This window comes from Pseudomonas sp. NPDC087346, from assembly GCF_044744235.1.
Taxonomy (GTDB): Bacteria; Pseudomonadota; Gammaproteobacteria; order Pseudomonadales; family Pseudomonadaceae; genus Aquipseudomonas.
This window is the reverse complement of record NZ_JBIUXX010000004.1, coordinates 1-13,248: the sequence shown is the minus strand read 5'-3', so window position 1 is coordinate 13,248 and position 13,248 is coordinate 1. Positions and strand designations below refer to the sequence as shown.

The following is a 13,248-nucleotide window of genomic DNA, read 5'->3' as shown; positions in this document are numbered from 1 at the left end:
AGCAGTTTTTTTTAGGCACGGGTATTGCTACATCCCTCGCAACGTTCCGTTTCACTGACGGTCAGCCAAGCGAGAGAGCACAATGCCCCAAGCCTCCCAGATGTCTTCTGCCTCCAGTCCCGAGGGGCAACCTTCGTCCGTAGAGCAGGCAAGCCGTCAGGGTCTTGAGCAGGCGTTTGCGCTGTTCAATCAGATGTCGAGCCAGTTGACTGACTCCTACAGCATGCTTGAGGCCCGGGTCACTGAGCTCAAGGGCGAACTCGCCGTAGTCAGTGCCCAGCGCATGCAGGAACTGGCCGAAAAAGAACGCCTGGCCAACCGTCTGCAGAACCTCCTCGACCTGTTGCCTGGTGGCGTCATCGTGATCGACGGTCACGGCATCGTCCGCGAAGCCAACCCGGCTGCCTGCGAGCTGCTCGGTCTGCCGCTGGAAGGTGAGTTGTGGCGCCATGTAATTGCCCGCTGCTTCGCCCCGCGTGAAGACGATGGCCACGAAGTGTCCCTGACCACTGGTCGACGCCTGTCGATTGCCACTCGCTCACTGGACGCCGAGCCGGGGCAACTGGTGTTGCTCAACGACTTGACTGAAACCCGACATCTGCAAGATCAACTGGCGCGCCACGAGCGCTTGTCGTCGCTGGGGCGCATGGTGGCCTCGCTGGCTCACCAGATTCGTACGCCGCTGTCCGCTGCGCTGCTGTACGCCAGTCATTTGACTGAGCAGGAATTGCCGGTCGCCACCCAGCAGCGTTTTGCCGGTCGGCTCAAGGAGCGCCTGCACGAACTGGAACATCAAGTCCGCGACATGCTGGTGTTTGCCCGTGGCGAGCTGCCGCTGACCGACCGCATCACCCCGAATGCCTTGATGCAGTCGCTGCAAGCGGCTGCGTTGACTCATGTGCAGGATCTGCCAATTCGCTGGCAGTGCGACAGCCATGCCGGCGAGTTGCTGTGCAACCGCGACACGCTGGTCGGGGCAATTCTGAATCTGATCGAAAACGCGATTCAGGCCAGCAACGCTGATGTGCGCCTGAAAGTACATTGCTACACCCGCGACAACAGCCTGCGGTTGTGTGTCAGCGACAGCGGCGGCGGTATTGATCCGGTCGTGCTCACGCGGCTCGGCGATCCATTTTTCACCACCAAAGTCACCGGTACCGGCCTTGGCCTGACCGTGGTCAAAGCCGTGGCCCGGGCACATCAGGGAGAATTGCAGCTGCGCTCGCGAGTCGGGCGCGGTACGTGCGCGCAGGTCATCCTGCCGCTGTTTTCTGCTGTACAGGGAGCTGAGTGAAAGACATGGGCATCAAGGTTTTGCTGGTCGAGGATGACCGCTCGTTGCGCGAAGCGCTGGCCGACACGTTGCTGCTGGCCGGTCACGATTTCCGTGCCGTTGGTTCGGCGGAAGAGGCGTTGACGGCGGTCGAGCGCGAAGCGTTCAGTCTGGTGGTCAGTGACGTCAACATGCCAGGCATGGATGGCCACCAATTGCTCGCGCTGCTGCGCTCGCGACAGCCGCAATTGCCGGTGTTGCTGATGACTGCGCATGGCGCGGTCGAGCGTGCTGTCGATGCGATGCGCCAGGGCGCCGCCGATTATCTGGTCAAGCCATTCGAACCCAAGGCCTTGCTGGATCTGGTGGCGCGCCATGCGCTTGGCAGCATCAGTGCCAGTGACAGCGAAGGCCCGATAGCGGTCGAGCCTGCCAGTGCGCAGTTGCTTGAGCTGGCGGCGCGGGTTGCGCGCAGCGATTCCACGGTATTGATCTCCGGCGAGTCCGGCACCGGTAAAGAAGTGCTGGCACGTTACATCCACCAGCAATCGCACCGTTCCAGCCAGCCGTTCATTGCGATCAACTGCGCGGCAATCCCCGACAACATGCTTGAAGCGACGCTTTTCGGTCACGAGAAGGGTTCGTTCACCGGCGCTATCGCGGCGCAGGCAGGCAAGTTCGAACAGGCGGATGGCGGCACTATTCTGCTCGACGAAATCTCTGAAATGCCTCTCGGCCTGCAAGCCAAACTGCTGCGCGTGTTGCAGGAGCGTGAAGTTGAGCGCGTGGGTGCGCGCAAGCCGATCACCCTGGACATTCGCGTAGTCGCCACCACCAACCGTGATCTGGCGGGAGAAGTGGCGGCGGGGCGCTTCCGTGAAGATCTTTTTTACCGACTGTCGGTTTTTCCGCTCGCATGGCGTCCACTTCGCGAACGCACTGCCGATATCCTGCCGTTGGCTGAGCGGTTGCTGGCCAAACACGTCAATAAAATGAAGCACGCGGCGGCGAAGCTTTCGCCTGACGCACAACAGTGCCTGACGAATTATCCGTGGCCGGGCAATGTGCGTGAGCTGGATAACGCGATTCAGCGCGCATTGATCTTGCAGCAGGGCGGTTTGATCCAGCCGCAGGATTTCTGTCTGACCGGTGCGGTGACCTTTACCGCTGCGCCTGTCGCTGCACCGGTGCAGCCACTGGTGCGTGAGGTCGAAGTCGAGGCCGAATCCGCCGGGGCGCTGGGCGATGACCTGCGCCGCCGCGAGTTCCAGATGATCATCGACACCCTGCGCACCGAGCGCGGGCGACGCAAGGAGGCAGCGGAAAAGCTCGGCATCAGCCCGCGGACCTTGCGCTACAAACTGGCGCAGATGCGGGACGCCGGAATGGACGTCGAAGGTTATCTGTTCGCCACCTGATTCACCGCGCCAAAGTTTGCAAACGCTTTTCTGAAAGGCTGCCCGATAGCTGGCACCCTTGTTGCTAACACCTGTGTACCCGCCGAGTGAGTGTCAAAAAATTGCGGGCCGCCCAAGAGAGTAGATCATGAGCCAAGGTATTGAATTCAATCGGTTGATCATGGATATGAACGCCATGAAAATAGACGCCATGTCTGCGCCGAAATCGACCGCCGTCGTGCCTGAAATGGCCGGCAGCAGCTTTTCCGACATGCTCGGTCAGGCCATCAACAAAGTCAGCGATACCCAACAGGCGTCGACTCAATTGGCCAACGCATTTGAAATCGGTAAAAGCGGCGTCGATCTGACTGACGTGATGATTTCCTCTCAGAAAGCCAGTGTTTCGTTCCAGGCATTGACCCAGGTGCGTAACAAGCTGGTTCAGGCGTATCAAGACATCATGCAGATGCCGGTTTAAGGACGAGATTGAGTCATGGCAGAAGCAGTCGCCGATAACGTTCCGGCCAAGGCCACCCCGATAGACGGCAAACCGCCGCTCTTCGGCCTGTCCTTCCTGGAAAACCTCTCCGAGATGACCATGCTGCGTCAGGTGGGCCTGTTGGTCGGCCTTGCTGCGAGCGTGGCGATTGGCTTTGCCGTGGTGTTGTGGTCACAGCAACCGGACTACCGGCCTCTGTACGGCAGCCTTGCCGGTATGGACGCCAAGCAGGTCATGGAAACCCTGGCCGCCGCCGATATCCCTTACAACGTCGAACCGAATTCCGGCGCCTTGCTGGTCAAGGCCGATGACCTGTCCCGTGCGCGGATGAAACTCGCTGCTGCTGGTGTCACTCCCAGCGACGGCAACATCGGTTTCGAAATCCTCGACAAGGAACAGGGTCTGGGCACCAGTCAGTTCATGGAAGCGACGCGTTATCGTCGCGGCCTCGAAGGTGAACTGGCGCGGACCATTTCCAGCCTGAACAACGTCAAGGGTGCCCGCGTGCATCTGGCGATTCCGAAAAGCTCGGTGTTCGTCCGTGACGAACGCAAGCCAAGCGCTTCGGTGCTGGTCGAGTTGTATTCCGGTCGTTCGCTGGAGCCAGGTCAGGTGATTGCCATCATCAACCTGGTGGCCACTTCCGTTCCCGAACTGAGCAAATCGCAGATCACCGTCGTCGACCAGAAGGGCACGCTGCTCTCTGATCAGGCGGAAAACTCCGAAATGACCATGGCCGGCAAGCAGTTCGATTACAGCCGCCGCATGGAAAGCATGCTCACCCAGCGTGTACACAACATTCTGCAACCGGTATTGGGCAACGATCGCTACAAGGCGGAAGTGTCGGCCGATATCGATTTCAACGCCGTCGAGTCCACCGCCGAGCAGTTCAACCCGGATCAACCGGCGTTGCGCAGCGAGCAGTCGGTCAATGAACAACGTACCGCCAGCAATGGCCCGCAAGGTGTGCCGGGTGCCCTGAGCAACCAGCCGCCAGCGCCAGCCTCGGCACCGCAGACCACCGCGGGTGCCGCAGCACCTGCCGGGATGATTCAGCCAGGTCAGCCACTGGTTGATGCCAACGGTCAGCAGATCATGGACCCGGCCACCGGCCAGCCAATGCTCGCGCCGTACCCGGCAGACAAGCGTCAACAATCCACCAAGAACTTCGAGCTCGACCGTTCCATCAGCCACACCAAACAGCAGCAGGGTCGCCTGAATCGTCTGTCGGTGTCGGTCGTGGTCGATGATCAGGTCAAGGTCAACGCAGCCAACGGTGAAACCACCCGCGCCCCGTGGAGCGCCGACGAATTGGCGCGCTTCACCCGTCTGGTGCAGGACGCCGTCGGTTTCGACGCCAGCCGTGGCGACAGCGTCAGCGTAATCAACATGCCGTTCTCCGCCGAGCGCGGAGAAGTGATCGCCGATATTCCGTTTTATTCCACTCCGTGGTTCTGGGACATCGTCAAACAAGTGCTGGGTGTGTTGTTCATCCTGGTGCTGGTGTTCGGCGTGTTGCGTCCGGTGCTCAACAACATCACCGGCGGCGGTAAAGGTAAGGAACTCGCCGGGCTCGGCAGCGATGTCGAACTCGGTGGCATGGGCGGCCTGGATGGCGAGTTGGGTAACGACCGTGTAAGTCTCGGTGGTCCGCAGAGCATTCTGCTGCCAAGCCCGAGCGAGGGTTATGACGCTCAATTGAACGCAATCAAGAGCCTGGTGGCCGAAGATCCGGGTCGCGTGGCCCAGGTCGTGAAAGAGTGGATTAACGCAGATGAGTGATAACCGAGCCGCTACCGTCAAACTCAACAAGGTCGACAAAGCCGCGATTCTGCTGCTGTCCCTTGGTTCGACCGACGCTGCGCAAGTGCTGCGCCACATGGGCCCGAAAGAGGTCCAGCGTGTCGGCGTGGCCATGGCGCAGATGGGCAATGTCCATCGCGAGCAGGTCGAGCAGGTCATGAGTGAATTCGTCGACATCGTCGGCGACCAGACCAGTCTGGGCGTCGGTTCCGACGACTACGTGCGCAAAATGCTCACCCAGGCACTGGGCGAAGACAAGGCCAACGGCCTGATCGACCGCATCCTGCTCGGTGGCAACACCAGCGGCCTCGACAGCCTGAAATGGATGGAGCCGCGCGCCGTTGCCGACGTGATCCGCTACGAACACCCGCAGATTCAGGCGATCGTGGTGGCGTACCTCGATCCGGATCAGGCCGGTGAAGTGCTCGGTAACTTCGACCACAAGGTGCGTCTGGACATCATCCTGCGTGTCTCGTCGTTGAACACCGTGCAGCCAGCCGCGCTGAAAGAGCTGAACCAGATTCTCGAGAAGCAGTTCTCCGGCAACTCGAATGCCTCGCGCACCACCCTGGGTGGCATCAAGCGTGCGGCGGACATCATGAACTTCCTCGACAGTTCGATCGAAGGCCAGCTCATGGATTCGATTCGCGAAGTCGACGAAGACCTGTCCGGTCAGATCGAAGACCTCATGTTCGTGTTCAACAACCTGGCCGATGTCGACGACCGCGGAATCCAGGCGCTGTTGCGCGAAGTGTCTTCCGACGTGCTGGTACTGGCCCTCAAGGGTTCGGACGAAGGCGTCAAAGAGAAGATCTTCAAGAACATGTCCAAACGTGCCGCCGAACTGTTGCGCGACGACCTCGAGGCCAAAGGCCCGGTACGCGTCAGCGACGTCGAAACTGCGCAGAAGGAAATCCTCACCATCGCCCGCCGTATGGCCGAAGCCGGAGAAATCGTGCTCGGTGGCAAGGGTGGCGAGGAAATGATCTAAGCCCATGGACAAGCATGACGAGTCTGTGACAGATCTGATCCGCGCCCGGGATGTCCGTGGCTTCGATACCTGGACAATGCCCAGCTTCGATCCGCCGAAACCTGAACCCGAGCCGGAGCCCGAACCCGAGCCGCCGGAGATGGAGGAAGTGCCGCTGGAGGAAGTCCAGCCACTGACTCTGGAAGAACTCGAAAGCATCCGTCAGGAGGCTTACAACGAGGGTTTCGGCATTGGCGAGAAAGAAGGTTTTCACAGCGCCACGCTCAAGGTGCGTCAGGAAGCGGAAGTCGCTCTGACGGCGAAAATCGCCAGCCTTGAGCAGTTGATGAGCAACCTGTTCGAGCCTATCGCCGAGCAGGACACGCAAATCGAAAAATCGCTGGTCGACCTCGTGCAACACATCACCAAACAAGTGATCAAGCGCGAACTGGCCATCGATTCGAGCCAGATCGAACACGTCATGCGCGACGCGCTCAAGCTGTTGCCGCTGGGCGTGGAAAACGTGCGCCTGTACGTCAATCCGCAGGACTTCGAACAAGCCAAAGCCTTGCGCGAACGCCATGAAGAAACCTGGCGCATCGTCGAGGACGAGGCCCTGTTGCCGGGCGGTTGCCGGGTTGAAACCGAGCATAGCCGCATCGATGCGAGTATTGAATCGCGCGTCAGTCAGGTCATGGCCAAGCTGTTCGACCAGTTGCACGAACAGGCCTTGCATCCAGCCGCGCCGGATCTGACCCTCGACCTGCCGGAAACGCCGAAGCCTGAACCCATCGCTGAAGAGCCGCTCGCGGACGCCCCCGATGCGCCTTGAACGCACCAGTTTCGCCAAGCGTCTCGGTAAATATGCCGAGGCCGTCGAGATTGCCGGGGCGCCGATTCTTGAAGGCCGCCTGCTGCGCATGGTCGGCCTGACACTCGAAGCCGAAGGCCTGCGCGCCGCCATGGGCACGCGCTGCATGGTGATCAATGACGACAGCTATCACCCGTCGCAGGTTGAAGCGGAAGTCATGGGTTTCTCCGGCAGCAAAGTCTTTCTGATGCCGGTCGGCAGCGTCGCCGGCATCGCGCCCGGCGCCCGTGTAGTGCCGCTGGCCGATACTGGTCGTTTGCCGATGGGCATGAGCATGCTCGGTCGTGTCCTTGACGGTGCCGGTCGTGCGCTGGACGGCAAGGGCGGGATGAAAGCCGAAGACTGGGTGCCGATGGACGGCCCGACGATCAACCCGCTCAACCGTGACCCGATCAGCGAACCGCTGGACGTGGGCATCCGTTGCATCAACGGTTTGTTGACGGTCGGCCGGGGTCAGCGTCTTGGTCTGTTCGCCGGTACAGGTGTCGGTAAATCGGTACTGCTGGGCATGATGACCCGCTTCACCGAGGCCGACATCATCGTCGTTGGCCTGATCGGTGAGCGGGGTCGAGAGGTCAAGGAATTCATCGAGCACATCCTCGGTGAAGAAGGCCTCAAGCGTTCGGTGGTGGTTGCATCCCCAGCCGACGACGCGCCACTGATGCGTCTGCGCGCTGCGATGTACTGCACGCGGATCGCCGAGTATTTCCGCGACAAGGGCAAAAACGTTCTGTTGCTGATGGATTCGCTGACCCGTTTCGCCCAGGCGCAGCGGGAAATCGCCTTGGCCATTGGTGAGCCACCGGCCACCAAAGGCTACCCGCCGTCGGTGTTCGCCAAGTTGCCAAAACTGGTGGAGCGCGCCGGTAATGCGGAGAAGGGCGGTGGTTCGATCACTGCGTTCTACACCGTATTGTCCGAAGGCGATGACCAGCAGGACCCGATTGCCGACTCGGCGCGAGGCGTGCTCGACGGGCACATCGTGCTGTCCCGGCGTCTGGCCGAGGAAGGGCATTATCCGGCCATCGATATCGAAGCCTCGATCAGCCGGGTGATGCCGGCGGTGGTCTCGCCGGAACACATGCAACGCGCCCAGTATTTCAAGCAGTTGTGGTCGCGCTATCAACAGAGTCGAGACTTGATCAGCGTCGGCGCTTACGTCGCCGGCGGCGACCGCGAGACGGACTTGGCGATTTCCCTGCAAGCGCAACTGGTTCGATACCAGCGTCAGGGTCTGAACGACAAAATCAACATGGGCGAAAGCCAGGCCTATCTGGAAACCCTGTTAGCCCCTGTGACGGGCGGGTAAGCGCTCATGGCTGTCAGCCGAGCCGCGCGTCTGGCGCCGGTGGTGGACATGGCCGAAAAGGCCGAGAAAACCGCCGTGCAGCGTCTGGGATACTTTCAGGGCCATGTGAAAGTGGCTGAAAGCAAACTCGCCGACCTTGATGCCTTTCGTCTGGATTATCAGGAACAGTGGGTCATGCGCGGCCGCGACGGCGTGTCCGGGCAATGGCTGTTGGGTTATCACGGTTTTCTTGCACAACTCGACACGGCAATCGATCAGCAGCGTCAAAGCCTGGCCTGGCACCAGAAGAATCTGGATAACGCCCGCGATGCCTGGCAGCAGGCGTTCGCCAAGGTCGAAGGTTTGCGCAAACTGGTGCAGCGCTACCGCGAAGAGGCACAACGCCTCGAAGACAAGCGCGAGCAGAAGTTGCTGGATGAGTTGTCGCAGCGATTACCCCGCCACGATCCTTTCTAAAAAAAGATCAAAAGATCGCAGCCTTCGGCAGCTCCTACGGGTAATCGGTGTAGGAGCTGCCGAAGGCTGCGATCTTTTGATCTTGCCCTGCGCCTTGCCCCAACCCATCCCAGATGCTAAACCTTGTACAAGTTCGTCAATGACAAGGAAGCCAGTCAATGTCAGTCGTTACAGAAGTCTCTCCGGATGGGAAAAAGCTAATCATCTCGGTCAAGGGGCGTTTTGATTTCGGTAAGCATCAAGAATTCCGCAACTCCTATGAGAGGGTTGACCCCGAGCCGAACTCTTATGAGCTGGATCTGAAAGAGACCACTTACCTCGACAGCTCTGCGCTAGGCATGCTGCTTCTTCTGCGCGATCACGCTGGCGGTGATAAATCTGATATTCGTGTTGTAAACAGCAGCTCGGACGTACGAAAGATCCTCGCCATCTCCAACTTCGACAAGCTTTTCGACATCAGTTGACGGCCATGCAGGCGCAAGAGCCGCTAACGATCCTGATCGCCGAAGACAGCGCTGCCGACCGCTTGCTGCTCTCGACCATCGTCCGCCGTCAGGGCCATGAAGTGCTGACGGCGGCCAACGGTGCCGAAGCGGTCGAGGTTTTCGCCCGGCAGCAACCGCATCTGGTGTTGATGGACGCGATGATGCCGGTGATGGACGGCTTCGAAGCGGCGCGACAGATCAAGGCACTGGCGGGGGAAACCCTGGTGCCGATCATCTTCCTCACCTCGCTCACCGAAAGCGAAGCGCTGGCCCGCTGTCTGGACGCTGGTGGTGACGACTTTCTGGCGAAACCCTACAACCAGGTGATCCTCGCCGCCAAAATCAAGGCGATGGATCGTTTGCGGCGCTTGCAGGCGACAGTCCTGCAGCAGCGCGATCTGATCGCCAAACATCACGATTACCTGCTCAACGAACAACGCGTGGCCAAAGCGGTGTTCGACAAGGTCGCGCACTCGGGTTGCCTGAGCGCGCCGAACATTCGCTATCTGCAATCGCCTTACGCACTGTTCAACGGCGACTTGTTGCTGGCAGCGTATACCCCGGCGGGCGACATGCATGTGTTGCTCGGCGATTTCACCGGTCACGGTCTGCCGGCAGCGGTTGGCGCGATGCCACTGGCCGAAGTGTTCTATGGCATGACCGCCAAAGGCTATGGCCTGGCGGAAACGCTGCGGGAAATGAACGCCAAGCTCAAACGCATCCTGCCGGTGGACATGTTCTGCTGCGCGACGCTGCTGTGTCTGAGTTTTCAACGTCGCTCGGTAGAGGTGTGGAACGGCGGCATGCCGGATGGCTATCTGCATCGGGTCGAGACCGGTGAGCGGGTGCCGCTGCCGGCGCGGCATTTACCGTTGGGCGTACTCAGTCCGCAGGCGTTCGATGACCGTACCGAAGTGCAGACCATGGCCGTCGGTGACCGGGTGTTCCTGTTGTCCGACGGGGTGATCGATACCACTGATGCTGAAGAGCGTTTGTTCGGCGTCGAGCGTTTGCAGCAACTGTTTGCCGCCAACCGTCAGCCGGACGACCTGTTTGTCGAGATTGAGCGAGCCCTGGAGGAATTTCGCGGTGAGCCGCGTGACGATGTGAGCATGGTCGAAGTCAGCCTGCTCGACGCGACGCAGATCACGCCGTCGCCGCCGGTGTATTCCGACAGCGGCCAATCGTCGCCACTGGACTGGTCGGTGAGCTTTGAATACAGAGGCGCAACCCTCAAGCGCTTCAATCCGCTGCCTTACCTGCTGCAATTGCTGCAAGAGGTTCACGGACTGCGCGCGCAAAGCGGCGCCTTGTACAGCGTGCTCGCCGAGTTGTATTCCAATGCGCTGGAGCATGGAGTGCTGGGTCTGGATTCAAGTCTCAAGCGTGATGCTTCAGGGTTCGCGCGTTACTACGAACAGCGCAATTCGCGGCTGGAGGCTCTGCAGGATGGTTACGTGCGCGTGCATCTGGACGTTAAACCGCGAGAAAAGGGTGGTTGCCTGATCATTCGGGTCGAGGACAGCGGCAAGGGTTTTGATGTGTCGCGAGTGATGAATCGACCGCTTGAGGATGTCCGTCTGTCGGGACGTGGTGTGAGTCTGGTCCGGCAATTAGGGCGTAACGCCTCTTGGTCCGACGATGGTCGCAGTGCTCGCGTGGAGTTTTTTTGGGAGATTGAGGCATAATCCGCGAATTCTTGATCAAGGAGTGAGCAAGTGAGAGACATTCATGTGGATCACGAGGCACTGGGCGCATTGCGCGAAGTGATGGAAGACGGTTATCCGGATTTGTTGGATACCTTCCTGGCGGATTCTGAAATTCGTCTGCAAGAGCTGCAAAAAACCGCCGATGCCAAAGTTCTGTCCGAAGTTGCGCATAGCCTCAAGGGCAGCGCCAGCAACATGGGGGCGATTCGCCTGACCGAACTGTGTCAGGAGCTGGAGTCGTACGCCAAAGATAAAAGCCCCGCGGAAATCGTCAAACTGGTCGCTGATATCAGCAGCGAGTTTGATCAGGTACGTCCCGTCTATGAAGATGAGCGACAGCACGCGCTCATTCACTAAGTCAGCCGCCCGGCGCTTTTCGCAAGCGTCGGGCAAAACTGGCCCGGCACTTGCAGTCATCTCGCTCAACTGTACCTACGATCCCAGTGCAGCGGAGACCGTGTAATGCCTGCGACCCCCAACATTTTTCTTCAGACCGCCGCCCAGGCCAAGGCTCAAGCCGCCTCGGCCAAAGCGCCGGCAATGGCCGCAGAGCCTGTAGACAAAGCCTCAAGCTTCGCCAAGGTGTTCGCCGATCAAGGTCCGAACAAGCCTTCGGCTGTTGCTGATAACCAGGCGAAATCGACATCCGCCAAGGTCGCTGACAACAGCGGCAAGAAGGACGTCGGCAAGGATCAGTCTGCCGCTGCGCAGACGACGGTTGCCGATAGCGGCAATGCCTTGCCCGCCGACCCGTCGGCAACGTCTGCCACTGATGACAAGACCGCTGACGACGATTCGACGGATACCACGCAAACACCAGTGGCCGACGCTACGGTAACTGACCCGGTGCTCGATCCGGCACTGGCGCAGGTGGTGCAGCCAGCGGTTGCCGCACCTGTGGTGCCAGCTCCGGTTGTCGAAGCGGCGCAGCCTAAAGTCGAAACCCCGGCAGTAGCCGTGTTGCCAGCAGTCAAAGACCCGGCAGCGACAACCGACAGCGATTTCGATCCGGCGTCCGATCCGCTCGACGCATTGCCGGCACTGCGCATGGCGATGGAGCAGGGCGGGCATATCTCCGCTTCCAGCCAGGCTCAACCCAAGGCCGCACCGGCTCAGACTCAGGCTGACGGTGAATTGACCTCGGCGCAGACCTTTGCCGCCGGCATGGCCAGCATGCTCGACGTGCAGGCCGACAAGGACAGCACCAGTCAAGGCGACAAGGCCTTCAGTGGTTTGATCGACGATGGCCTGAAAGACCTGAAAACCGCCACCAGCGATACCCGGGTCGATGACTTCGCCAACCGTCTGGCGGCGCTGACTCAGGCGGCAACGCCGAAAACCGCCAACGCGGTGCCGGTGAATCAGCCGATCGCCATGCATCAGAGCGGTTGGACTGAGGAAGTGGTCAACCGCGTCATGTACCTGTCGAGCGCCAATCTGAAGGCGGCGGACATTCAGTTGCAGCCTGCCGAACTGGGGCGTCTGGATATCCGCGTCAACATGGTCCCGGACCAGCAGACCCAAGTGACGTTCATGAGCGCGCATCCAAGTGTGCGTGAAGCGCTCGATGGGCAGATGCATCGTCTGCGCGAGATGTTCAACCAGCAGGGCATGGGCCAGGTGGACGTCAACGTCTCCGACCAGAGCCGTGGCTGGCAGGGTCAGCAAGGTCAGGAGCAGGCGCAGCAGGGCCAGAGTGGCCGGACCAGCGCTGCCGGTGGTCGTCTGGATTCGGCCGATGAAGAACTGGCTGCGGCCAGCATCGCCGAAGCAGCTGCGCAAACCACCAGCGTGATCGGCTCCAGCGCCGTCGACTACTACGCCTGATACAACGCATAAACCTGTGGGAGCCAGCCTGCTGGCGATGAGGCCATGGCAGTCAATATCTCTGTTGACTGGTATATCGCCATCGCCAGCAGGCTGGCTCCCACAGTGGTTTCGTGGTGCTCTCCAATACGCTCCGACACTTCTGGCATAACACTTGCTCTTGCCTTGCCGTGCGACTGTGAAAACCCGAATAGTGACGGATTATTGGCATGGCGAAGAGCGAAGCAGCAGCTGTAAAAGACCCCGCAACCAAAGGCAAACTCAAGCTGATCATTGTGATCGTGCTCGCGTTGCTGTTGGCCATTGGTGCATCCGTGGGGGCGACCTGGTTCTTCATGCACAGTGCCCAGAGCAAGCCTGCCGCTGCAGCCGAGACCGCTCCGGTCGGCAAGCAGCCAGCGATCTTCGAGCCCATGGCGCCGGCGTTTGTCGCCAACTACAACCAGAACGGCCGTCAGCGCTACATGCAGGTGAGCATCACCATGCTGGCGCGTAATCAGGCCGATCTGGAAGCGCTCAAAGTGCACATGCCGGTGATCCGCAACAACCTGGTGATGCTCTTCTCCGGTCAGGACTTCGCCACATTGGCGACGCCGGTCGGTCAGGAGATGTTGCGCCAGAAGGCCACGGCCAGCGTCCAGGAAGTGGC

At 60.2% G+C, this 13,248-nt stretch carries 13 protein-coding genes; all 13 read left to right on the top strand.

Translation table 11 applies throughout. The annotated features are described in order from the left end of the window. Nucleotides 1–82: 82 nt before the first annotated feature. Nucleotides 83–1,294, top strand: a complete 1,212-nt coding sequence (locus ACIOZM_RS03710) for a sensor histidine kinase (RefSeq protein WP_401209736.1) — start codon at nt 83–85, stop codon at nt 1,292–1,294. A gap of 5 nt (nt 1,295–1,299) precedes the next feature. Then, nucleotides 1,300–2,691, top strand: coding sequence for a sigma-54-dependent transcriptional regulator (locus tag ACIOZM_RS03705; protein WP_401209917.1), 1,392 nt, complete (start codon nt 1,300–1,302; stop codon nt 2,689–2,691). Nucleotides 2,692–2,866: 175 nt separating this feature from the next. Then, the gene (gene fliE / locus ACIOZM_RS03700) at nt 2,867–3,148 is read left to right on the top strand and encodes a flagellar hook-basal body complex protein FliE (protein ID WP_401209915.1); all 282 of its coding nucleotides are present in this window, start codon (nt 2,867–2,869) and stop codon (nt 3,146–3,148) included. 15 nt (nt 3,149–3,163) lie between these two features. Continuing rightward, complete coding sequence (gene fliF, locus ACIOZM_RS03695; protein WP_401209733.1) at nt 3,164–4,951, top strand: flagellar basal-body MS-ring/collar protein FliF; 1,788 nt, start codon at nt 3,164–3,166, stop codon at nt 4,949–4,951. Then, nucleotides 4,944–5,963, top strand: coding sequence for a flagellar motor switch protein FliG (fliG, locus tag ACIOZM_RS03690; protein ID WP_007920042.1), 1,020 nt, complete (start codon nt 4,944–4,946; stop codon nt 5,961–5,963). Before fliF ends, fliG begins: the two co-directional genes overlap by 8 nt. 4 nt (nt 5,964–5,967) lie before the next feature. After that, nucleotides 5,968–6,774 carry a flagellar assembly protein FliH gene (gene fliH / locus ACIOZM_RS03685; protein ID WP_401209730.1) on the top strand — a complete coding sequence of 269 codons (807 nt, stop codon included), beginning with the start codon at nt 5,968–5,970 and terminating at the stop codon, nt 6,772–6,774. Further along, entirely contained in the window at nt 6,764–8,122 is a 1,359-nt protein-coding gene (fliI, locus tag ACIOZM_RS03680; RefSeq protein ID WP_401209727.1) for a flagellar protein export ATPase FliI, read from the top strand. The genes fliH and fliI overlap by 11 nt, the downstream gene beginning before the upstream one ends. A 6-nt stretch (nt 8,123–8,128) precedes the next feature. Next, nucleotides 8,129–8,578, top strand: coding sequence for a flagellar export protein FliJ (gene fliJ, locus ACIOZM_RS03675; RefSeq protein WP_401209724.1), 450 nt, complete (start codon nt 8,129–8,131; stop codon nt 8,576–8,578). Nucleotides 8,579–8,736: 158 nt separating this feature from the next. Next, nucleotides 8,737–9,042, top strand: a complete 306-nt coding sequence (locus ACIOZM_RS03670) for an STAS domain-containing protein (protein WP_401209721.1) — start codon at nt 8,737–8,739, stop codon at nt 9,040–9,042. A gap of 5 nt (nt 9,043–9,047) precedes the next feature. After that, nucleotides 9,048–10,751 (top strand): SpoIIE family protein phosphatase, encoded by a 1,704-nt coding sequence (locus tag ACIOZM_RS03665; RefSeq protein WP_401209718.1) that lies wholly within the window; start codon nt 9,048–9,050, stop codon nt 10,749–10,751. A gap of 30 nt (nt 10,752–10,781) precedes the next feature. Next, nucleotides 10,782–11,129, top strand: a complete 348-nt coding sequence (locus tag ACIOZM_RS03660; protein ID WP_401209716.1) for an Hpt domain-containing protein — start codon at nt 10,782–10,784, stop codon at nt 11,127–11,129. Between the two features lie 105 nt (nt 11,130–11,234). Next, a complete protein-coding gene (locus ACIOZM_RS03655; RefSeq protein ID WP_401209714.1) occupies nt 11,235–12,599 on the top strand; it encodes a flagellar hook-length control protein FliK in 1,365 nt (454 codons plus the stop codon). A 209-nt stretch (nt 12,600–12,808) separates the two neighbouring features. Further along, the coding region (locus ACIOZM_RS03650; RefSeq protein ID WP_401209711.1) for a flagellar basal body-associated protein FliL at nt 12,809–13,248 on the top strand (440 nt) is incomplete at its 3' end.

Bases quoted from the DNA above. Each gene is read 5' to 3' on its own strand.
- ACIOZM_RS03710 (WP_401209736.1), top strand. From the start codon at position 83: ATGCCCCAAGCCTCCCAGATGTCTTCTGCCTCCAGTCCCGAGGGGCAA.
- ACIOZM_RS03705 (WP_401209917.1), top strand. From the start codon at position 1,300: ATGGGCATCAAGGTTTTGCTGGTCGAGGATGACCGCTCGTTGCGCGAA.
- fliE (WP_401209915.1), top strand. From the start codon at position 2,867: ATGAAAATAGACGCCATGTCTGCGCCGAAATCGACCGCCGTCGTGCCT.
- fliF (WP_401209733.1), top strand. From the start codon at position 3,164: ATGGCAGAAGCAGTCGCCGATAACGTTCCGGCCAAGGCCACCCCGATA.
- fliG (WP_007920042.1), top strand. From the start codon at position 4,944: ATGAGTGATAACCGAGCCGCTACCGTCAAACTCAACAAGGTCGACAAA.
- fliH (WP_401209730.1), top strand. From the start codon at position 5,968: ATGGACAAGCATGACGAGTCTGTGACAGATCTGATCCGCGCCCGGGAT.
- fliI (WP_401209727.1), top strand. From the start codon at position 6,764: ATGCGCCTTGAACGCACCAGTTTCGCCAAGCGTCTCGGTAAATATGCC.
- fliJ (WP_401209724.1), top strand. From the start codon at position 8,129: ATGGCTGTCAGCCGAGCCGCGCGTCTGGCGCCGGTGGTGGACATGGCC.
- ACIOZM_RS03670 (WP_401209721.1), top strand. From the start codon at position 8,737: ATGTCAGTCGTTACAGAAGTCTCTCCGGATGGGAAAAAGCTAATCATC.
- ACIOZM_RS03665 (WP_401209718.1), top strand. From the start codon at position 9,048: ATGCAGGCGCAAGAGCCGCTAACGATCCTGATCGCCGAAGACAGCGCT.
- ACIOZM_RS03655 (WP_401209714.1), top strand. From the start codon at position 11,235: ATGCCTGCGACCCCCAACATTTTTCTTCAGACCGCCGCCCAGGCCAAG.